The organism is Ornithinimicrobium sp. (assembly GCF_030537745.1).
Classification (GTDB): domain Bacteria; phylum Actinomycetota; class Actinomycetes; order Actinomycetales; family Dermatophilaceae; genus Ornithinicoccus.
The window spans coordinates 18,676-32,748 of record NZ_JAUNVI010000019.1 but is presented as its reverse complement, the minus strand read 5'-3'; the positions used below and the strand labels follow the sequence as shown (position 1 = coordinate 32,748).

General features: G+C 68.0%; 15 protein-coding genes. 13 read left to right on the top strand and 2 right to left on the bottom strand.

Annotation, left to right across the window (positions count from 1 at the left end; all coding sequences use genetic code 11):
- The 3 genes from Q4P07_RS06090 to pyrE form a co-directional block, all read left to right on the top strand.
- A partial coding sequence (locus Q4P07_RS06090) for a deoxyribonuclease IV (protein WP_303374011.1) occupies positions 1–694 on the top strand: 694 nt, incomplete at its 5' end.
- Positions 691–1,521, top strand: a complete 831-nt coding sequence (locus tag Q4P07_RS06085) for an SDR family oxidoreductase (RefSeq protein WP_303374010.1) — start codon at positions 691–693, stop codon at positions 1,519–1,521. The genes Q4P07_RS06090 and Q4P07_RS06085, both read left to right, overlap by 4 nt.
- A gap of 47 nt (positions 1,522–1,568) precedes the next feature.
- The gene (pyrE, locus tag Q4P07_RS06080) at positions 1,569–2,114 is read left to right on the top strand and encodes an orotate phosphoribosyltransferase (RefSeq protein ID WP_303374009.1); all 546 of its coding nucleotides are present in this window, start codon (positions 1,569–1,571) and stop codon (positions 2,112–2,114) included.
- Positions 2,115–2,175: 61 nt separating this feature from the next.
- Here pyrE and Q4P07_RS06075 read toward each other — a convergent pair whose 3' ends face one another.
- Positions 2,176–3,801, bottom strand: coding sequence for an NlpC/P60 family protein (locus tag Q4P07_RS06075; protein ID WP_303374008.1), 1,626 nt, complete (start codon positions 3,799–3,801; stop codon positions 2,176–2,178).
- A 424-nt stretch (positions 3,802–4,225) separates the two neighbouring features.
- The gene (locus Q4P07_RS06070; protein WP_303374007.1) at positions 4,226–5,767 is read right to left on the bottom strand and encodes a hypothetical protein; all 1,542 of its coding nucleotides are present in this window, start codon (positions 5,765–5,767) and stop codon (positions 4,226–4,228) included.
- A gap of 215 nt (positions 5,768–5,982) precedes the next feature.
- On the opposite strand from Q4P07_RS06070, the gene Q4P07_RS06065 reads away from it, so the two are divergent.
- The 10 genes from Q4P07_RS06065 to Q4P07_RS06020 all read left to right on the top strand — a co-directional run bounded on the left by Q4P07_RS06065 (position 5,983) and on the right by Q4P07_RS06020 (position 13,692).
- A complete protein-coding gene (locus Q4P07_RS06065; RefSeq protein ID WP_303374024.1) occupies positions 5,983–6,567 on the top strand; it encodes a DedA family protein in 585 nt (194 codons plus the stop codon).
- Positions 6,564–7,193 (top strand): RNA methyltransferase, encoded by a 630-nt coding sequence (locus tag Q4P07_RS06060; RefSeq protein ID WP_303374006.1) that lies wholly within the window; start codon positions 6,564–6,566, stop codon positions 7,191–7,193. Before Q4P07_RS06065 ends, Q4P07_RS06060 begins: the two co-directional genes overlap by 4 nt.
- Before the next feature lie 10 nt (positions 7,194–7,203).
- On the top strand, positions 7,204–7,902 hold the full coding sequence (locus tag Q4P07_RS06055) for an energy-coupling factor ABC transporter permease (protein WP_303374005.1): 699 nt from the start codon (positions 7,204–7,206) through the stop codon (positions 7,900–7,902).
- Positions 7,899–8,216 (top strand): PDGLE domain-containing protein, encoded by a 318-nt coding sequence (locus Q4P07_RS06050; RefSeq protein WP_303374004.1) that lies wholly within the window; start codon positions 7,899–7,901, stop codon positions 8,214–8,216. Before Q4P07_RS06055 ends, Q4P07_RS06050 begins: the two co-directional genes overlap by 4 nt.
- 1 nt (position 8,217) lies before the next feature.
- On the top strand, positions 8,218–8,889 hold the full coding sequence (gene cbiQ, locus Q4P07_RS06045) for a cobalt ECF transporter T component CbiQ (RefSeq protein WP_303374003.1): 672 nt from the start codon (positions 8,218–8,220) through the stop codon (positions 8,887–8,889).
- Positions 8,882–9,670 (top strand): energy-coupling factor ABC transporter ATP-binding protein, encoded by a 789-nt coding sequence (locus Q4P07_RS06040; RefSeq protein WP_303374002.1) that lies wholly within the window; start codon positions 8,882–8,884, stop codon positions 9,668–9,670. The genes cbiQ and Q4P07_RS06040 overlap by 8 nt, the downstream gene beginning before the upstream one ends.
- Positions 9,671–9,744: 74 nt before the next feature.
- Positions 9,745–10,773, top strand: a complete 1,029-nt coding sequence (gene fbaA / locus Q4P07_RS06035) for a class II fructose-bisphosphate aldolase (RefSeq protein WP_303374001.1) — start codon at positions 9,745–9,747, stop codon at positions 10,771–10,773.
- A gap of 2 nt (positions 10,774–10,775) precedes the next feature.
- The gene (locus Q4P07_RS06030) at positions 10,776–11,177 is read left to right on the top strand and encodes a DUF3151 domain-containing protein (RefSeq protein WP_303374023.1); all 402 of its coding nucleotides are present in this window, start codon (positions 10,776–10,778) and stop codon (positions 11,175–11,177) included.
- A 186-nt stretch (positions 11,178–11,363) separates the two neighbouring features.
- The gene (locus tag Q4P07_RS06025) at positions 11,364–12,350 is read left to right on the top strand and encodes a hypothetical protein (RefSeq protein WP_303374000.1); all 987 of its coding nucleotides are present in this window, start codon (positions 11,364–11,366) and stop codon (positions 12,348–12,350) included.
- Between the two features lie 43 nt (positions 12,351–12,393).
- Complete coding sequence (locus Q4P07_RS06020; RefSeq protein WP_303373999.1) at positions 12,394–13,692, top strand: adenylosuccinate synthase; 1,299 nt, start codon at positions 12,394–12,396, stop codon at positions 13,690–13,692.
- Positions 13,693–14,073: the final 381 nt, after the last annotated feature.

Here is a 14,073-nt window from a genome sequence, read left to right as displayed (position 1 = left end):
GAGCTACAAAGGGCCACAGATCCGCTACTCCGGCGGGGCCAAGGCGTTGCGCGCCGACGCGGAGGCCGCTGGAGTGGACCTCTATGTCCACGCGCCCTACATCGTCAACGTCGCGACCCTCAACAACCGGATCCGCATCCCGTCGCGCAAGCTCCTCCAGCAGCACCTGGACGCCGCCGCCGAGATCGGCGCGAAGGGGCTGATCGTGCACGGTGGACATGTCAACGCACAAGACGACCCGGCCAAGGGTGCCGACAACTGGCGCAAGGCGATCGAGGCGGCCGACATCGTGGTGCCGCTGCTGCTCGAGAACACCGCCGGCGGCGACAACGCGATGCTCCGCCACCTGGACCGCATCGCGATGGTCTGGGACGCGATCAGCACGGCGGAGGGCGCGGACCACGTCGGCTTCTGCCTTGACACCTGCCATGCCTGGGCGGGCGGGATCGAGCTGGGCGAGGCCGTCGAGTCGATCCGGTCGATCACCGGCCGCATCGACCTCGTCCACGCCAACGACTCGCGCGACGCCGCTGACTCGGGCGCTGACCGGCACGCCAGCCTCGGCGCTGGCCACATCCCGGCCGACGAGCTTGCTGACGCGATCCACGCTTCCGGCGCCCCGGTCATCCTGGAGACCCCCGGGGCGGCGGTCGATCACCTCGCCGACGTCGCCTGGTTGCGGGGCCGAGGATGAGGACGCGCAGGCGCGGCGGCGCCGCTACCGCGCCTGGCCACACCGGCACCGCGCTGGTGACCGGCGCCTCATCCGGCCTGGGGCGGGAGTTCGCCGAACAACTGGCCGCCCGGGGTCACGCTCTCGTGCTGGTGGCGCGTGACCAGACCCGCCTCGAGGTGGCTGCTGACGAGCTCCGCGACAGGTATGCCGTCTCCGTCGAGGTGCTGGCGCTGGACCTGGTGGACCGATCAGCGTTGCAGCGCGTCGCGGACCGGATCGCGGATCTGGACCGACCCGTCGACCTGCTCGTCAACAACGCTGGCTTCGGCTCGCGCCGGGGGTTCGTCGAGAATGATCTGTGCGACGAGGAGGCTGCCGTCGACCTCATGGTCCGAGCCGTGATGGTCCTGAGCCACGCGGCAGCACAAGCGATGCGGACTCGAGGACACGGCGGCATCCTCAACGTCTCCTCGGTCGCTTCGTTCGCGGTGATGGGGCACTACTCCGCCATCAAGTCCTATGTGACGGTCTTCTCTGAAGCGCTCGCCAACGAGCTGGCTCCTGCTGGCGTGCGCGTCACCGCGCTCTGCCCAGGATTTGTGCACACCGAGTTTCACGAGCGCGCGGAGATGAACATGTCCAAGCTCCCTGAGGTGTTCTGGCTGAATGCGCCCGACGTGGTGCGGGCGGCGCTCGACGACGTCGGTGCAGGCCGGGTCGTCTCAGTGCCCTCGGCGACCTACAAGGTCCTGGTCGGCATCCTTCGGGTCGTGCCGAGAGCTCTCACGCGCCGGATCGCCGGATCTTTGGCCATCCGCCGGCGACCACGCGGCGGGGAGCGCTGACCGGATCGGCCGCAACGGCTCATGGGGCAGCGATTAGGCTCAGCGCCATGACTGCTGCGCGCGACCGACTGCTCGACCTCATCAAGGACAAGGCCATCGTGCACGGCCGGATCACCTTGTCCTCCGGCCGCGAGGCTGACTACTACGTCGACCTGCGCCGGATCACCCTCGACGGCGAAGCCGCACCGCTCGTGGGCGAGGTCATGCTGGATCTCGTTGCCGACCTATCGGTGGAGGCGGTCGGTGGTCTGACGATGGGGGCGGACCCTGTCGCGACCGCGATGCTGCACGCTGCCCACCGTCGCGGCCAGCGACTGGACGCCTTCGTGGTGCGCAAGGCGGAGAAGGCACATGGTCTGCAGCGTCGGATCGAGGGCCCCGACATCGCCGGACGCAGGGTCCTGGTCGTAGAGGACACCTCGACGACGGGCGGTTCTCCACTCGCCGCACTGGCCGCGTGCCAGGAGGCGGGCGCTGAGGTGGTTGCCGTCGCAGTGATCGCCGACCGGGACAGCGGGGCCGAGCAGGCGGTGCGCACCCAGGGGGTCGAGTATCGCGCGGCCTACGCGCTGGCCGACCTCGGGCTGAGCTGACCGACCTGACCCTGGCGTCCCTGCGCTGGAGGCCGAGGCGCGCCGGAGCGCGCCGGGTCGATCACAGCCCGGGGACCCGCCCGTACCAGACGTTGGTGCTCACCGGCTGCCCGTAGCGAACTCCCGCGCCCGGGTTGAGCGCTTCGTACGTCATACCCGGACCGGCGTAGATCCCGACATGGTAGAAGTCGTCGTAGAAGATGAGGTCTCCGGGCTGGGGGTCCGTGACCGGGGTGACGAAAGTCTTTTGGTCCCGGACCGTGCGGGGGATGGTGATCCCGTGCTGCTTGAAGACCCACCAGGTGTAGGACGAGCAGTCGAAGGCGTTCGGCGGAGTGCCGTAGAGCACATACGGGAAGCCCACATACTGCGCGGCCGTGGCGAGCAGAGCCGCCCGCAGCGGGGTGGCCTCTTCCGGCGCCGGTGCGGGGGCCGGTGCTGTGGTCGTCAGGACTCCCGGAGACATGAACTCTTTGCTGGAGAGCTGCAGCCATCCGGTGGAGGTCACGGTGCCGGTGACCTTGGTGCCGCCAGTCTTGGTGCCGACGACGCTGTAGGACGTGGAGGGTCCGGAGCGGACGTTCGCGAGCGGTGCGGAGACCCACTGCGTCACGGTCGTCGCGCTCTGGTCGCCACCGGTGCTGCCGGTGGGGTTGTCGGAGGACAGGATGCTGCCGCCCATGAAGCGGCCGTTGCCCATGTCGAGCCATCCGTTGGTCCAGGTGCCCTGGACCTGGGTGCCGAGGGTGAGCGTGCCCACCACGCCGTAGGACGTGGAGGGTCCGGAGCGCACGTTGCCGATGGTGGCGGTGACGTATTGAGTGACGGTGGTCGCGCCGCCCGGGTTGCTTGCGGCCCCGGGGTCGGTCGTGGTGAGCACCGAGCCACCCATGTACTGGCCGCCGGCCATCTTGAGCCACCCGTTGGAGGTCACGGTCCCGGTGACCTTGGTGCCGGCAGTCTTGGTGCCGACGATGCTGTAGGACGTGGAGGGTCCGGAGCGGACGTTGGCGATTGGTGCGGAGACCCATCGGGTGACCGTCGTCGCGCTCTGGTCACCGCTGGTGCTGCCGGTGGGGTTGTCGGGGGAGAGGATGCTGCCGCCCATGAAGCGGCCGTTGCCCATGTCGAGCCAGCCGTTGGTCCAGCTGCCCTGGACCTTCGTGCCGAGGGTCAGTGTGTCGACGACGCCGTAGTTCAGGCCGGGGCCAGAACGCACGTTGCCGAGGGTAGCGGTGACGTATTGGGTAACGGTCGTGCTTGGGCTGGTCGACGTGCCCGGGTTGGTCGAGGTCAGCACGGAGGGCGCCATGTACTGGCCGCTGGCCATCTTGAGCCACCCGTTGGAGGAGACCACTCCGCTGACCTTGGTCCCGGAAGTCTTGGTGGCGACGACCTGGTATGACGTGGAGGGTCCCGAGCGGACGTTGGCGACGGAAACGCTCACCCACCGCGTCACGGTCGAGCTCTCCACGGTCGGCAGGGGGGCAGCCGGCAGCACCTGAGGCATTGCCGGTGCGGGGAGGGAAGGCAGCGGTGAGTTGGGCACCGGCTTCAGGCCCAGCGGGCTGCGTGGGAGCTGCGGAGACGGGGCAGCCTGGGCGGCGGGAGCAAGCGTCAGCACGGTGCCGGCGGCGGCCGTGACGGCAATCAGCGTGCGGGATAAACGGCGCGAACGGATCGACATACACCAGGGCTTTCGTCGACCGCGGCCAGGGAACGAGCCGCGTGAAGGGCGGGACAGGGAGCGCGCCCCGGGACAGGGCCAGCACGAGCAGTGAATCCTCAAACGGACGTTCGCGCAACCCCCTCTGACCTGCGTGAGCGTGTAAACACTGGGAAGCACAAGCATGTAACTACGTGATGTTGGTCACATCGTGATCGCATTTGCGCAGGTCAGCCTGAATATCACACCTATGTCATTTGGGAAAGGTGCAGAAAGTGCGCTAAACACAAGCGTTTCGTTGCGTCACACGCGTCGCGCACCGGGTGGTGCGAACGTGAAGCGCGGTGCCTCTGGGATGCGCTGTGGACCCACGAAGGCCCCGTCGACGTGTCGGTCGACGGGGCCTTCGCCAGCGCTCGTGCTGACGTGCGAATCGTGGGCCGGATCAGCGGCGGCGGCGGTCCCAGTGGGCGAAGCCAGCGTTGCGGGCGGCTTCCTCGGACTCGAACCAGACCTCTGCCCGGACGTCGCGATAGCTGGGCGACTCGGCGGTGTGGAACAACATCGAGCCGGCGTTGCCCTTGACCTCCCAGCCAGCCGGACCAGATCCGTCTTCCGCTGGCTCCGCCGAACCGGCACCGTAGACCGCCTCGGTGAAGACCGGGGCGCCGAAGCCCTGGCCAGCGTCCGTGGTGGGTGCCTCTGCGGCGCCGTCGACCAGGCCTACGCCATCGCCGTCGTAGACCGCTCCCGCGCCGTCGGCGCCGTCATCGGCGGCGACGGTGTCGACCTCGCTCGCGCTCGGTGCGGAGTCGTCGTAGCCGGTGCTTGGGCTCGGTGCGGAGTCGTCGTAGCCATAGTCCGTGGGCTCTTCCTCGACCCTGACTGCCTCACCGGCGTCTGCGCGGTAGGTGGTGGAGTCGTCGGCGCTGTCCCCGCCCGCGAGGACCTCATCGGCAGTCAGCGGCTCCTGGTCGTCCAGACCCAGCGGCTCCGAACGCGCGCCGTCCATGATCTCGGCCTCGCTCAACGGCTCGACCTCAATGTCCTCGACGGGGGCGTAGGACTCGCCGACATTCGCGTCGGACTGCTCCGTCGCGAACTCGACGGGGGGCGCTTCCTGATCAGGCTGGCCGTAGTCCTGCACCGACTGGCCGTCGTCGATGCTGGCGACGTCCTCCGAGTCGACAGATGCCGTCGTCCCCGCAGCACCCACTGCGCCGATGGACGCGGCGTGCCGCACATAGTCGCCGTCCAGATCGTCAGTGCTCGGATCTGTGGCCATGGCCGGCTCAGCGTAGGAGTCAGCCTCGTGGGTCTCGACCGAAGCGCCTTGGCCGTAGGAGTCAGCCTCGGTCGTCTCGACAATGGGCTCTGAGTCGACGTAGAAGCCAGCCTCCGTGGTGTCGACGGGGGGTGCCTGGCCGTAGGAGTCAGTCTCGAAGGTCTCGACCGAAGCCCCTTGGTCGTAAGAGTCAGCCTCAGTCGTCTCGACAATGGGCTCTGAGTCGACGTAGGAGTCGGTCTCGACGGTCTCGACGGGGGCTGCTTCGTCATAGGAGTCAGCTTCGACCGGGTCGACCGCCTGAAGTTCGTCGTCGTAAAGAACTGGCTCGGCCTCGTCGCCGTGGAGGGCCGCGTCGCCCACTCCGGCGACCGCAGTGCCGGCCGCTCCCATGGCGCCGATCTGGGCAGCGCGGGACATCCACTCGTTGTCGGAGCCGGTCGCGGCATCGTCATGAGAAGCCGGGTCGCCGACGGGGCTGTCGTCGACCTCGTCGCCCCTGGCAGGTGCGTGCTGGTCAAAGACTTCGTCGGCCCGGGCCTCTCGCGCCCGATCAGCGTCGGGCAGCCGGTCACGGTCGAGTCCCTGGTCCACGCTGTCATCTGTCGCGTCCTTGCCCGGGGAGCGCAGCAGCATGAACACCGCGGCGCCGATGAGCAGGAGCAGCAGGGCGATCATGATCCACTTGGTGGCGTCGTTCATGTGTTCCTCCTTGTGACGACCGGGTGGCCGCGTCTTTGAGGCCTCCGCACTTCGCGTGCGGCGCTGACCACACCGTAGTGCGAATCGCTCGGTCCGGCTATGAATGACGGCACTGCTCCGGCCAGGTGCGACAATCGGTAGTCGTACTTTGACGAGGAGATCACGTGAGCACAGGGACCGAGCTGACCGGCGTGGCCGGTTGGGCCGTCGACCTCATGGAGCGGTTGGGGGGTCCCGGAGCCGGACTCGTCATCGCGCTGGAGAACCTGTTCCCGCCCCTGCCGAGCGAGGTGATCCTGCCGCTGGCTGGCTTCACCGCGAGTCAGGGCACCTTCTCCCTTCCGGGCGCGATCGCGTGGACCACGGCGGGCTCGGTGGTCGGCGCCCTCGTGCTCTACACCCTGGGCGCCGTTTTCGGCGCCGAGCGTTTCCGTGCGGTCTGGGGCAAGCTGCCGCTCGTGAGCCTGACCGACCTGGACCGCACCGAGGCGTGGTTCGGGCGGCATGGCAAGAAGGCGATCTTTTTCGGTCGGATGATCCCGATCTTTCGCAGCCTCATCTCCATACCGGCCGGGATCGAGCGAATGTCGATCGCGATCTTCACCCTCCTGACCCTGGCCGGCAGCCTCATCTGGAACACCATCTTTGTGGTCGCCGGCTACCAGCTCGGTGAGAACTGGTATCTCGTTGAGGGCTACGCCGGCATCCTCCAGAAGATCGTCATCGTGGTCGTCGCCGGCGCGGTGATCTGGTTTGTCGTCGCCAGGGTGCGCAGCCTGCGAGCGCGCAACTCCCGGTGACGCGCGAGGTCGGGGTCGGCCCGTGGGTCGGGGAGTGGCCGGTCGACACGGACGGGTCGTTGCCCGGGCACCTCGATGCCGACCTGCTGCGCGAAGGGGACGCCCGTAACGTCGTCGACCGCTACCGCTACTGGCAGCACGAGGCCATCGTCGCCGACCTGGACACCAGCCGCCACGGCTTTCATGTCGCCGTGGAGAACTGGGGCCACGACTTCAACATCGGATCGGTCATCCGCACCGCCAACGCCTTTAACGCGGCGGCCTTTCATATCGTGGGCCGTCGGCGATGGAACCGGCGTGGGGCGATGGTCACCGACCGCTATCAGCACGAGCACCACCATCCCGAGGTGGCCGACCTCGTGGCGTGGGCAGCCGAGCGAGGTCTCCCACTCATCGGCGTCGACAACATCCCCGGCTCGCAGCCGATAGAGGGGTATGCCCTGCCTCGTGACTGCATCCTCGTCTTCGGTCAGGAAGGGCCGGGGTGCAGCGCCGAGGCGGTAGCGGCGTGCGACGCCACCCTGGCCATCACTCAGTACGGCTCGACGCGGTCGATCAATGCGGGCGCTGCGGCAGCGATCGTGATGTACCACTGGGCCCTCCAGCACGCCGCCGTCAAAGACTAGGGTGGCGCGCATGCACGTGCCTGATGGGTTTCTCGACCTGCCTACCTCCGTCGCGACGGCAGGTGTTGCGGTCGCGGGCGTGGGGTTGGCGCTGAGGGGAGCCCGACGCGAGCTCGACGACGCGATGGCTCCGCTGGCGGGTTTGACCGCAGTCTTCATCTTCGCTGGGCAGATGATCAACTTCCCGGTCGGGGTCGGCACGAGCGGCCACTTGATCGGCGGCGCTCTCGCCGCGCTCCTGGTCGGTCCCTGGACGGCGACCCTGTGCCTCACGGTGGTGCTCACGGTCCAGGCGCTCCTTTTCTCCGACGGTGGCATCACCGCGCTAGGCACCAACGTCGTGCTGCTGGGGCTCGTCGCCCCCTGGGTCGCCTGGGGCTTGTGGCGGTTGCTGCGACCAGCGTTCCGGCGGGTGCTGCCAGGCCGCGGCGGAATGATGACCCTGGTCTTCATCTCGGGCTTCGGATCTGTCGTGGCCGCGGCGCTGACCTTCGTCGTGCTCTACCTCGCCGGAGGCGTCGTGCCGCTGGACCCCAAGGCCCTGGCCCTGGCGATGGTCGGCTGGCACGCCCTCATCGGTGTCGGCGAAGGGTTGATCACCGCCTTCATCGTCGCCTCCGTCACTAAAGTCCGACCGGACCTCGTCCGCGCGCTCGCCGGAGAACGTGCGACCCAGCAACTGCAGATCCGCACCGAGGTCACGTCATGACGCCCACCGGTGAACCCGAGTGGCGGGTGCGCACCCGCACTCTGGTGGGCCTGGGCCTGTTGCTGTCGCTGGCCATCGCGGTGGGCCTGTCGATCTTCGCGTCTTCCCATCCCGACGGGCTCGAGCACGTCGCCGGGAGCCTGGGGTTCATCGACGCCGCCCGCGACTCCGCGACCGCTGACTCGCCGCTGGCCGACTACAACGTGCGTGGGGTGGACGGGCCTCTTTCCGGCAGCCTTGCGGGAGCGATCGGGGTGCTGGTGACTGGCGCCATCGCCTACCTTCTCTTCCGCCTCCTGCGGCACAAGCACTGAGGTGGGCGCTCCGCACGGGCACCTGCTGCACTTTCATGGGCACTCGCCCGTGCACCGAGCGGCCGCTCATCTGAAGATCCTCGCGCTCCTCGCCTTCATGGTGATCGTCGTGGCTACGCCACGCGGAGTGTTCTGGCCGTATGCCGTGCATGCCGCCGTGCTGCTCGGCGTCTGGGTGACCACGCGGGTCCCCCTGCGGCACGTGCTGCCACGGATGCTCATCGAGGCGCCCTTCGTCGTCTTTGCGCTGATCCTGCCCTTCGTTGCGCTCGGTGAAAGTGTTGAGGTGCTCGGCCTGGTGCTCTCGCGTGCGGGCCTCGAGGGGGCGGCGATGCTGCTGTGCAAGGGGACCCTGGGAGTCGTGGCGGCCATCCTGCTCGCCGCGACCACGGAGGGACGTGAGGTCGTCTCTGGCCTCCAACGGCTACGGGTCCCCGATCCGCTCGTGCAGATTCTTTCCTTCATGCTGCGCTATCTGGAGGTGGTCGGCGGACAGTGGCAACGGATGTCCATCGCGCGTAAGGCACGCGGCTTCCAGTCGCGCGCGCTCCGGGACGGGCCCGCGCTCGCCGCTGCGACCGGAGGCCTGTTCATCCGCTCCTACGAGCGCGGCGAACGCGTCCATCACGCCATGCTGTCGCGCGGCTATACCGGGCGGTTGCCTGATGCGTGAGCGCGCAGCCGACGGGCCGGAGAGCCCTCCCAACATCCTGGACGTGCGCGGCCTCGCGTACGCCTACCCCGACGGGCAGCAGGCGCTCTATGGCGTCACGCTGGCGATCACGCAGGGTGAGCGGGTCGCGGTGCTGGGGCCCAACGGGGCTGGCAAAACCACGCTCATGCTCCACCTCAACGGCATCCATCTCCCCGGTGCTGGTTCGGTCACCGTGGCCGGCGTCACCCTGGCCGCCGGCGACCGACCCGGCAAGGACGCGCTGCGCGAGCTGCGGCGGCGGGTCGGGCTGGTCTTCCAGGACCCTGACGACCAACTATTCATGCCCTCCGTGCGCGAAGATGTCGCCTTCGGCCCGGCCAACCTTGGCGTGCGTGGGCCGGAACTCCAGCGGCGGGTCGAGGAGGCGCTGGACTCCGTCGGCATGCTCGAGGTGATCGACCGTCCCCCCCACCACCTGTCCTACGGCCAGAAGCGACGAGTCGCGCTCGCGACAGTGCTGGCCATGCGTCCCGACCTCCTCGTCTTGGACGAGCCTTCCTCCAACCTCGACCCGGCAGCACGCAGGGAACTGGCAGAGGTGCTGACCGCCTTGCCGGTGACGATGATCATGGTCACCCATGACTTGCCTTATGCCCTCCAGCTGTGCGAACGGTCCGTCATCTTGGACAGCGGGATGATCGCCGCCGACGGACCGACCCCGACTCTCCTGCGCGACGCCGAGCTGCTCGCCAGGCACCGACTCGAACTCCCCGAGGGATATGGCGTCCCGGCCGGCTGACCCGGCAACACGCCATACCGGCGCTATGGAAGAGTGGGACCCAGCCTGTCCGCTCACGTTCCGAGGAGGACGTCATGCCCATTGCCACCCCAGAGGTTTACGCCGACATGATCGACCGGGCGAAGGCAGGCAACTTCGCCTACCCGGCCATCAATGTCACCTCCAGCCAGTCACTCAACGCCGCGATCAAGGGATTCGCCGACGCGGGCTCCGACGGCATCATCCAGGTCTCGACCGGAGGCGCCGAGTACTTCTCGGGCCAGGGGGTCAAGGACATGGTGACCGGGGCGCTCGCGTTTAGCGCGTTCGCGCACGAGGTCGCGAAGAAGTACTCCGTCAACATCGCGCTGCACACCGACCACTGCCCTAAGGACAAGCTCGACGGACTCGTCCGTCCGCTGCTGGCCGCCTCGATCGAACGGGTCAAGCAGGGTGGTCTCCCGTACTTCCAGTCCCACATGTGGGACGGCTCTGCGGTGCCGCTGGAAGAGAACCTGCAGATCGCCCAGGAGCTGCTGGAGCTGTCGGCGCAGGCGCGCATCATCCTGGAGGTTGAGATTGGGGTCGTCGGGGGTGAGGAGGATGGCGTCGCCCACGAGATCAACGAGCACCTCTACACGAACGAGGAGGACGCCGTCGCGACGATCCGGGCGCTCGGCCACGGGGAGAAGGGCCGCTACCTTGCGGCCCTCACCTTCGGCAATGTGCACGGCGTCTACAAGCCCGGCAACGTCAAGCTCCGACCGGAGATCCTGCAGGACGCGCAGACCGTCGCCGCCAAGGAGCTCGGGCTCGGGGAGGATGAGCGTCCCTTCGACCTCGTCTTCCACGGCGGCTCCGGATCGAGTGCGCAGGAGATCTCTGACGCGGTCGACTACGGCGTGGTGAAGATGAACATCGACACCGACACGCAGTACGCCTTCACTCGCCCCGTCGCCGACTTCATGCTGAAGAACTACGACGGCGTGCTCAAGGTCGACGGTGAGGTCGGTATCAAGAAGCTGTATGACCCGCGGACGTGGGGCAAGGTCGCCGAGAACAATATGACCGAGCGTGTGATCGAAGCGTGCACGAACTTGCGCTCGGCAGGCACCAGCCAGTGAGCCTGGGCGCTGACCTTCTCGGTATTCCGCCTACGGAGCTGCCGCTCGACCCGGCCGCTGAGCGGCTCGAGGAGCAGGACCCGCGGCATGTGGCCGCGTCCTACCCTGCCTCCAGCCTGGCCTGGGCAATGCTCGCGGAGGACGCGCTGCACGAAGGCGATGACGTGACGGCCTACGCCTACGCCCGCACCGGCTACCACCGAGGCCTCGACACGCTGCGGAGCGAAGGCTGGCGCGGCCAGGGACCGGTGCCGTGGGAGCACGAGCCCAACCGTGGCTTCCTCCGGGCGCTGGCTGCACTGGCCAAGGCCGCCGGCAGGATCGGGGAGACCGAGGAAGCGACCCGGTGTACGGAGTTTTTGCGGGCATCCTCGATCGAGGCGGCTCGCGAACTCGGGCTGTGAGTGTTGCCGTAGCACCTGCTGCTTGTTACCGCGGGCGGCGCCGAGGCCCCACAGCCCCGGCACCAGCCGCGCCCCCGGTGGCCCGACGATTGCGTCCCCTGACGTCGCGTCCGGCCGCCTCCTATAAAACCACCGACGTTGCCCTCGGGTTGGCCTAACAATGCCAGTGGCCGTAACCTGCCATAGGTGAACCCTCAACCACGACCGGCGCGGCTCGGTGCCGAGCAGGAGCAGCTCTACCGTCACCTGCTGCGCTCGCTCCCTGCGCCGCTCGCCGATCATGCGGCAGCGTTGGGTTGGGAACTGCGCCAGGCGGTGCCGATTCTTCGTGACCTCGAACGCCTCCAGCTGGTCAGCCGAGCGGCCGACGGCACCCTGCATGCCGAGGATCCTCGGGCGACCGTTGGCCGACTGCTCGACGAGGAGGAGTCCGACCTCGACCGCCGACGCCGGGAACTGATGGTGTTGCGCGGGTCGCTGGAGAGCTTCGAGGTTGACTACCGCCGCGGCCAGCAGTTCTCGGGGCCGAGGCAACGGATCTGGGAACAGGTCATCCCGAGCCGGGCGTCTGCCGTCGTCGACCGGCTCTTTCGGACCTCCGGTGGTGACGTGCTGCAGGTGGTGGGCCGCTTCGACGTCGGTCCTGGACATGACGAATCGGTCCGCCGCCAGTTCCAGGAGGTGGCCACGTCCGGCCGCGCGATTCGGACCATCTTCCCGCTGAGCATGCTGGACGATGCGCACTGGCACGCGTTTGCCCAGGATCGTGCGAAGGCGGGAGAGCAGCAAAGGTTCCTGACCGACGAAGCGATCACGGTCGAGTTCGCGATCTGGTGCGGCACCGCGGTCCTGCTCGATGAGGGTGGGGGGCAGGACGGTGACTTCGTCCTGCTGCGCTCGCCTGCCGTGCTCAGCGTCTTTGCCGCCCTGTTCGATGAGCTGTGGCGGCGAGCCGAGCCGATGCTGAGCAGGGACGCCTCAACTCAGGACGCCAAGCTCGTCGAGATGCTGACTATGGGATTCAAGGACGAGGCCATCGCACGCCAGCTCGGGCTGAGCCTGCGCACCGTCCGGCGCAGGGTGGCGGCGCTGATGGTCCAGCACGGAGTCGAGACGCGCTTCCAGCTCGGCAGGGCCGTCAGCGGCCGCGGGCTGATCGGGACGAGCCGATAAGGTAGGGCGGTTACTTCCCGACAGAGTATGGAAAGGCTAGGGCATGCCAGCGATCGTCTTGGTGGGTGCCCAGTGGGGCGACGAAGGCAAAGGTAAGGCCACCGATCTGCTTGGCAGTGGCGTCGACTACGTGGTCAAGTTCAACGGCGGCAACAACGCTGGTCACACGGTCGTCATCGGCGAGGAGAAGTACGCCTTGCACCTGTTGCCCAGCGGCATCCTTTCACCAGGGGTGACGCCGGTCATCGCCAACGGGGTGGTGATCGACCTCGGCGTCCTCATCGAGGAGCTCGATGGCCTAGAGGCGCGGGGGGTCGACACGAGCAAGTTGCGGATCAGCGCCAACGCGCACGTCATACCTCCCTATAACCGCACCCTCGACCGCGTCACCGAGCGATTCCTGGGCAAGCGCCGCATCGGCACGACGGGCCGCGGCATCGGCCCGACCTACGCCGACAAGATGAACCGCATCGGCATCCGCGTCCAGGACCTCTATGACACCTCGATCCTGCAGCAGAAGATCGAGGGCGCCCTGGAGGTCAAGAACCAGACGCTCGTCAAGATCTTCAACCGTCGCGCGGTGGGGGTCGACGAAGTCATGGACGAGCTGCTCCGACACGCGGAGCGGATCCGCCCAATGGTCGGCGACACCGCGCTGGAGCTGTGCGCCGCCCTCGACGAGGGGCAGACCGTGCTCTTCGAGGCGGGCCAGGCGACGCTATTGGACGTCGACCACGGCACCTACCCGTTCGTGACCTCCTCCAACGCCACGTCCGGCGGAGCGTGCACCGGCTCGGGGGTCCCACCGACTCGCGTGGACCGCGTCATCGGCATCTTCAAGGCCTACACGACCCGCGTGGGCGAGGGCCCGTTCCCGACGGAGTTGAACGACCAGAGCGGCGACTTCTTGCGGACCTCCGGGGCGGAGTTCGGGACGACGACCGGTCGGCCGCGACGCTGCGGCTGGGCCGATGTCGTGATCGGTCGCTACGCGCAGCGGATCAACGGGATCACCGACATGGTCCTGACCAAGCTCGACGTGCTCACCGGCCTGGAGACGATCCCGGTCTGCGTCGCCTACGAGGTGCAGGGGGAGCGCTTCGAGGAGATGCCCGTTAACCAGTCCGACTTCCATCACGCGAAGCCGGTCTATGAGGAGCTGGCGGGCTGGAGCGAGGACATCACCGGCTGTCGCACCTTCGACGAACTACCGCTGCATGCCCAGCTCTACGTGCGACGTCTCGAGGAGCTGATGAAGACGCGGATCTCCGTCATCGGCGTCGGTCCCGGACGCGAGCAGTCGATCGTCCTGCACGACATGCTCAGCAGCGTCGAGGCCTAGCCGCTGGCGTCTGCTGCCGCGCCCGCGGCACGCTGCAGCCACGCCGGCGCGGGGCCGTAGCGCTGAGGAGGGATGAGAAGGCCTGACGCACTGTCGCCGCCTGCCAGAAGGCCCAGGCAGCGCGGTTGTCCTCGACGAGCGTGAGCTGCTCGGGGCCAGTGCGATCTCTTCACCCTCGTAGGAGTAGACCGCGGTCCGCTCCCGGGTGCGCGCCTCGTAGGCTGCGATCCCCGCGGGACGCATCAGCCCGGCATCGAGCAGGCGCTGCACAGGGGCGATATTTGTCGCGCTCCAGTTGCTGGCCTGACGACGAGGGGGCCCCACGTCCGAGCCTGACGTCGCGTCCGGAGGCACGTCAAACCTCGAAGGTGAAGCGGGTGC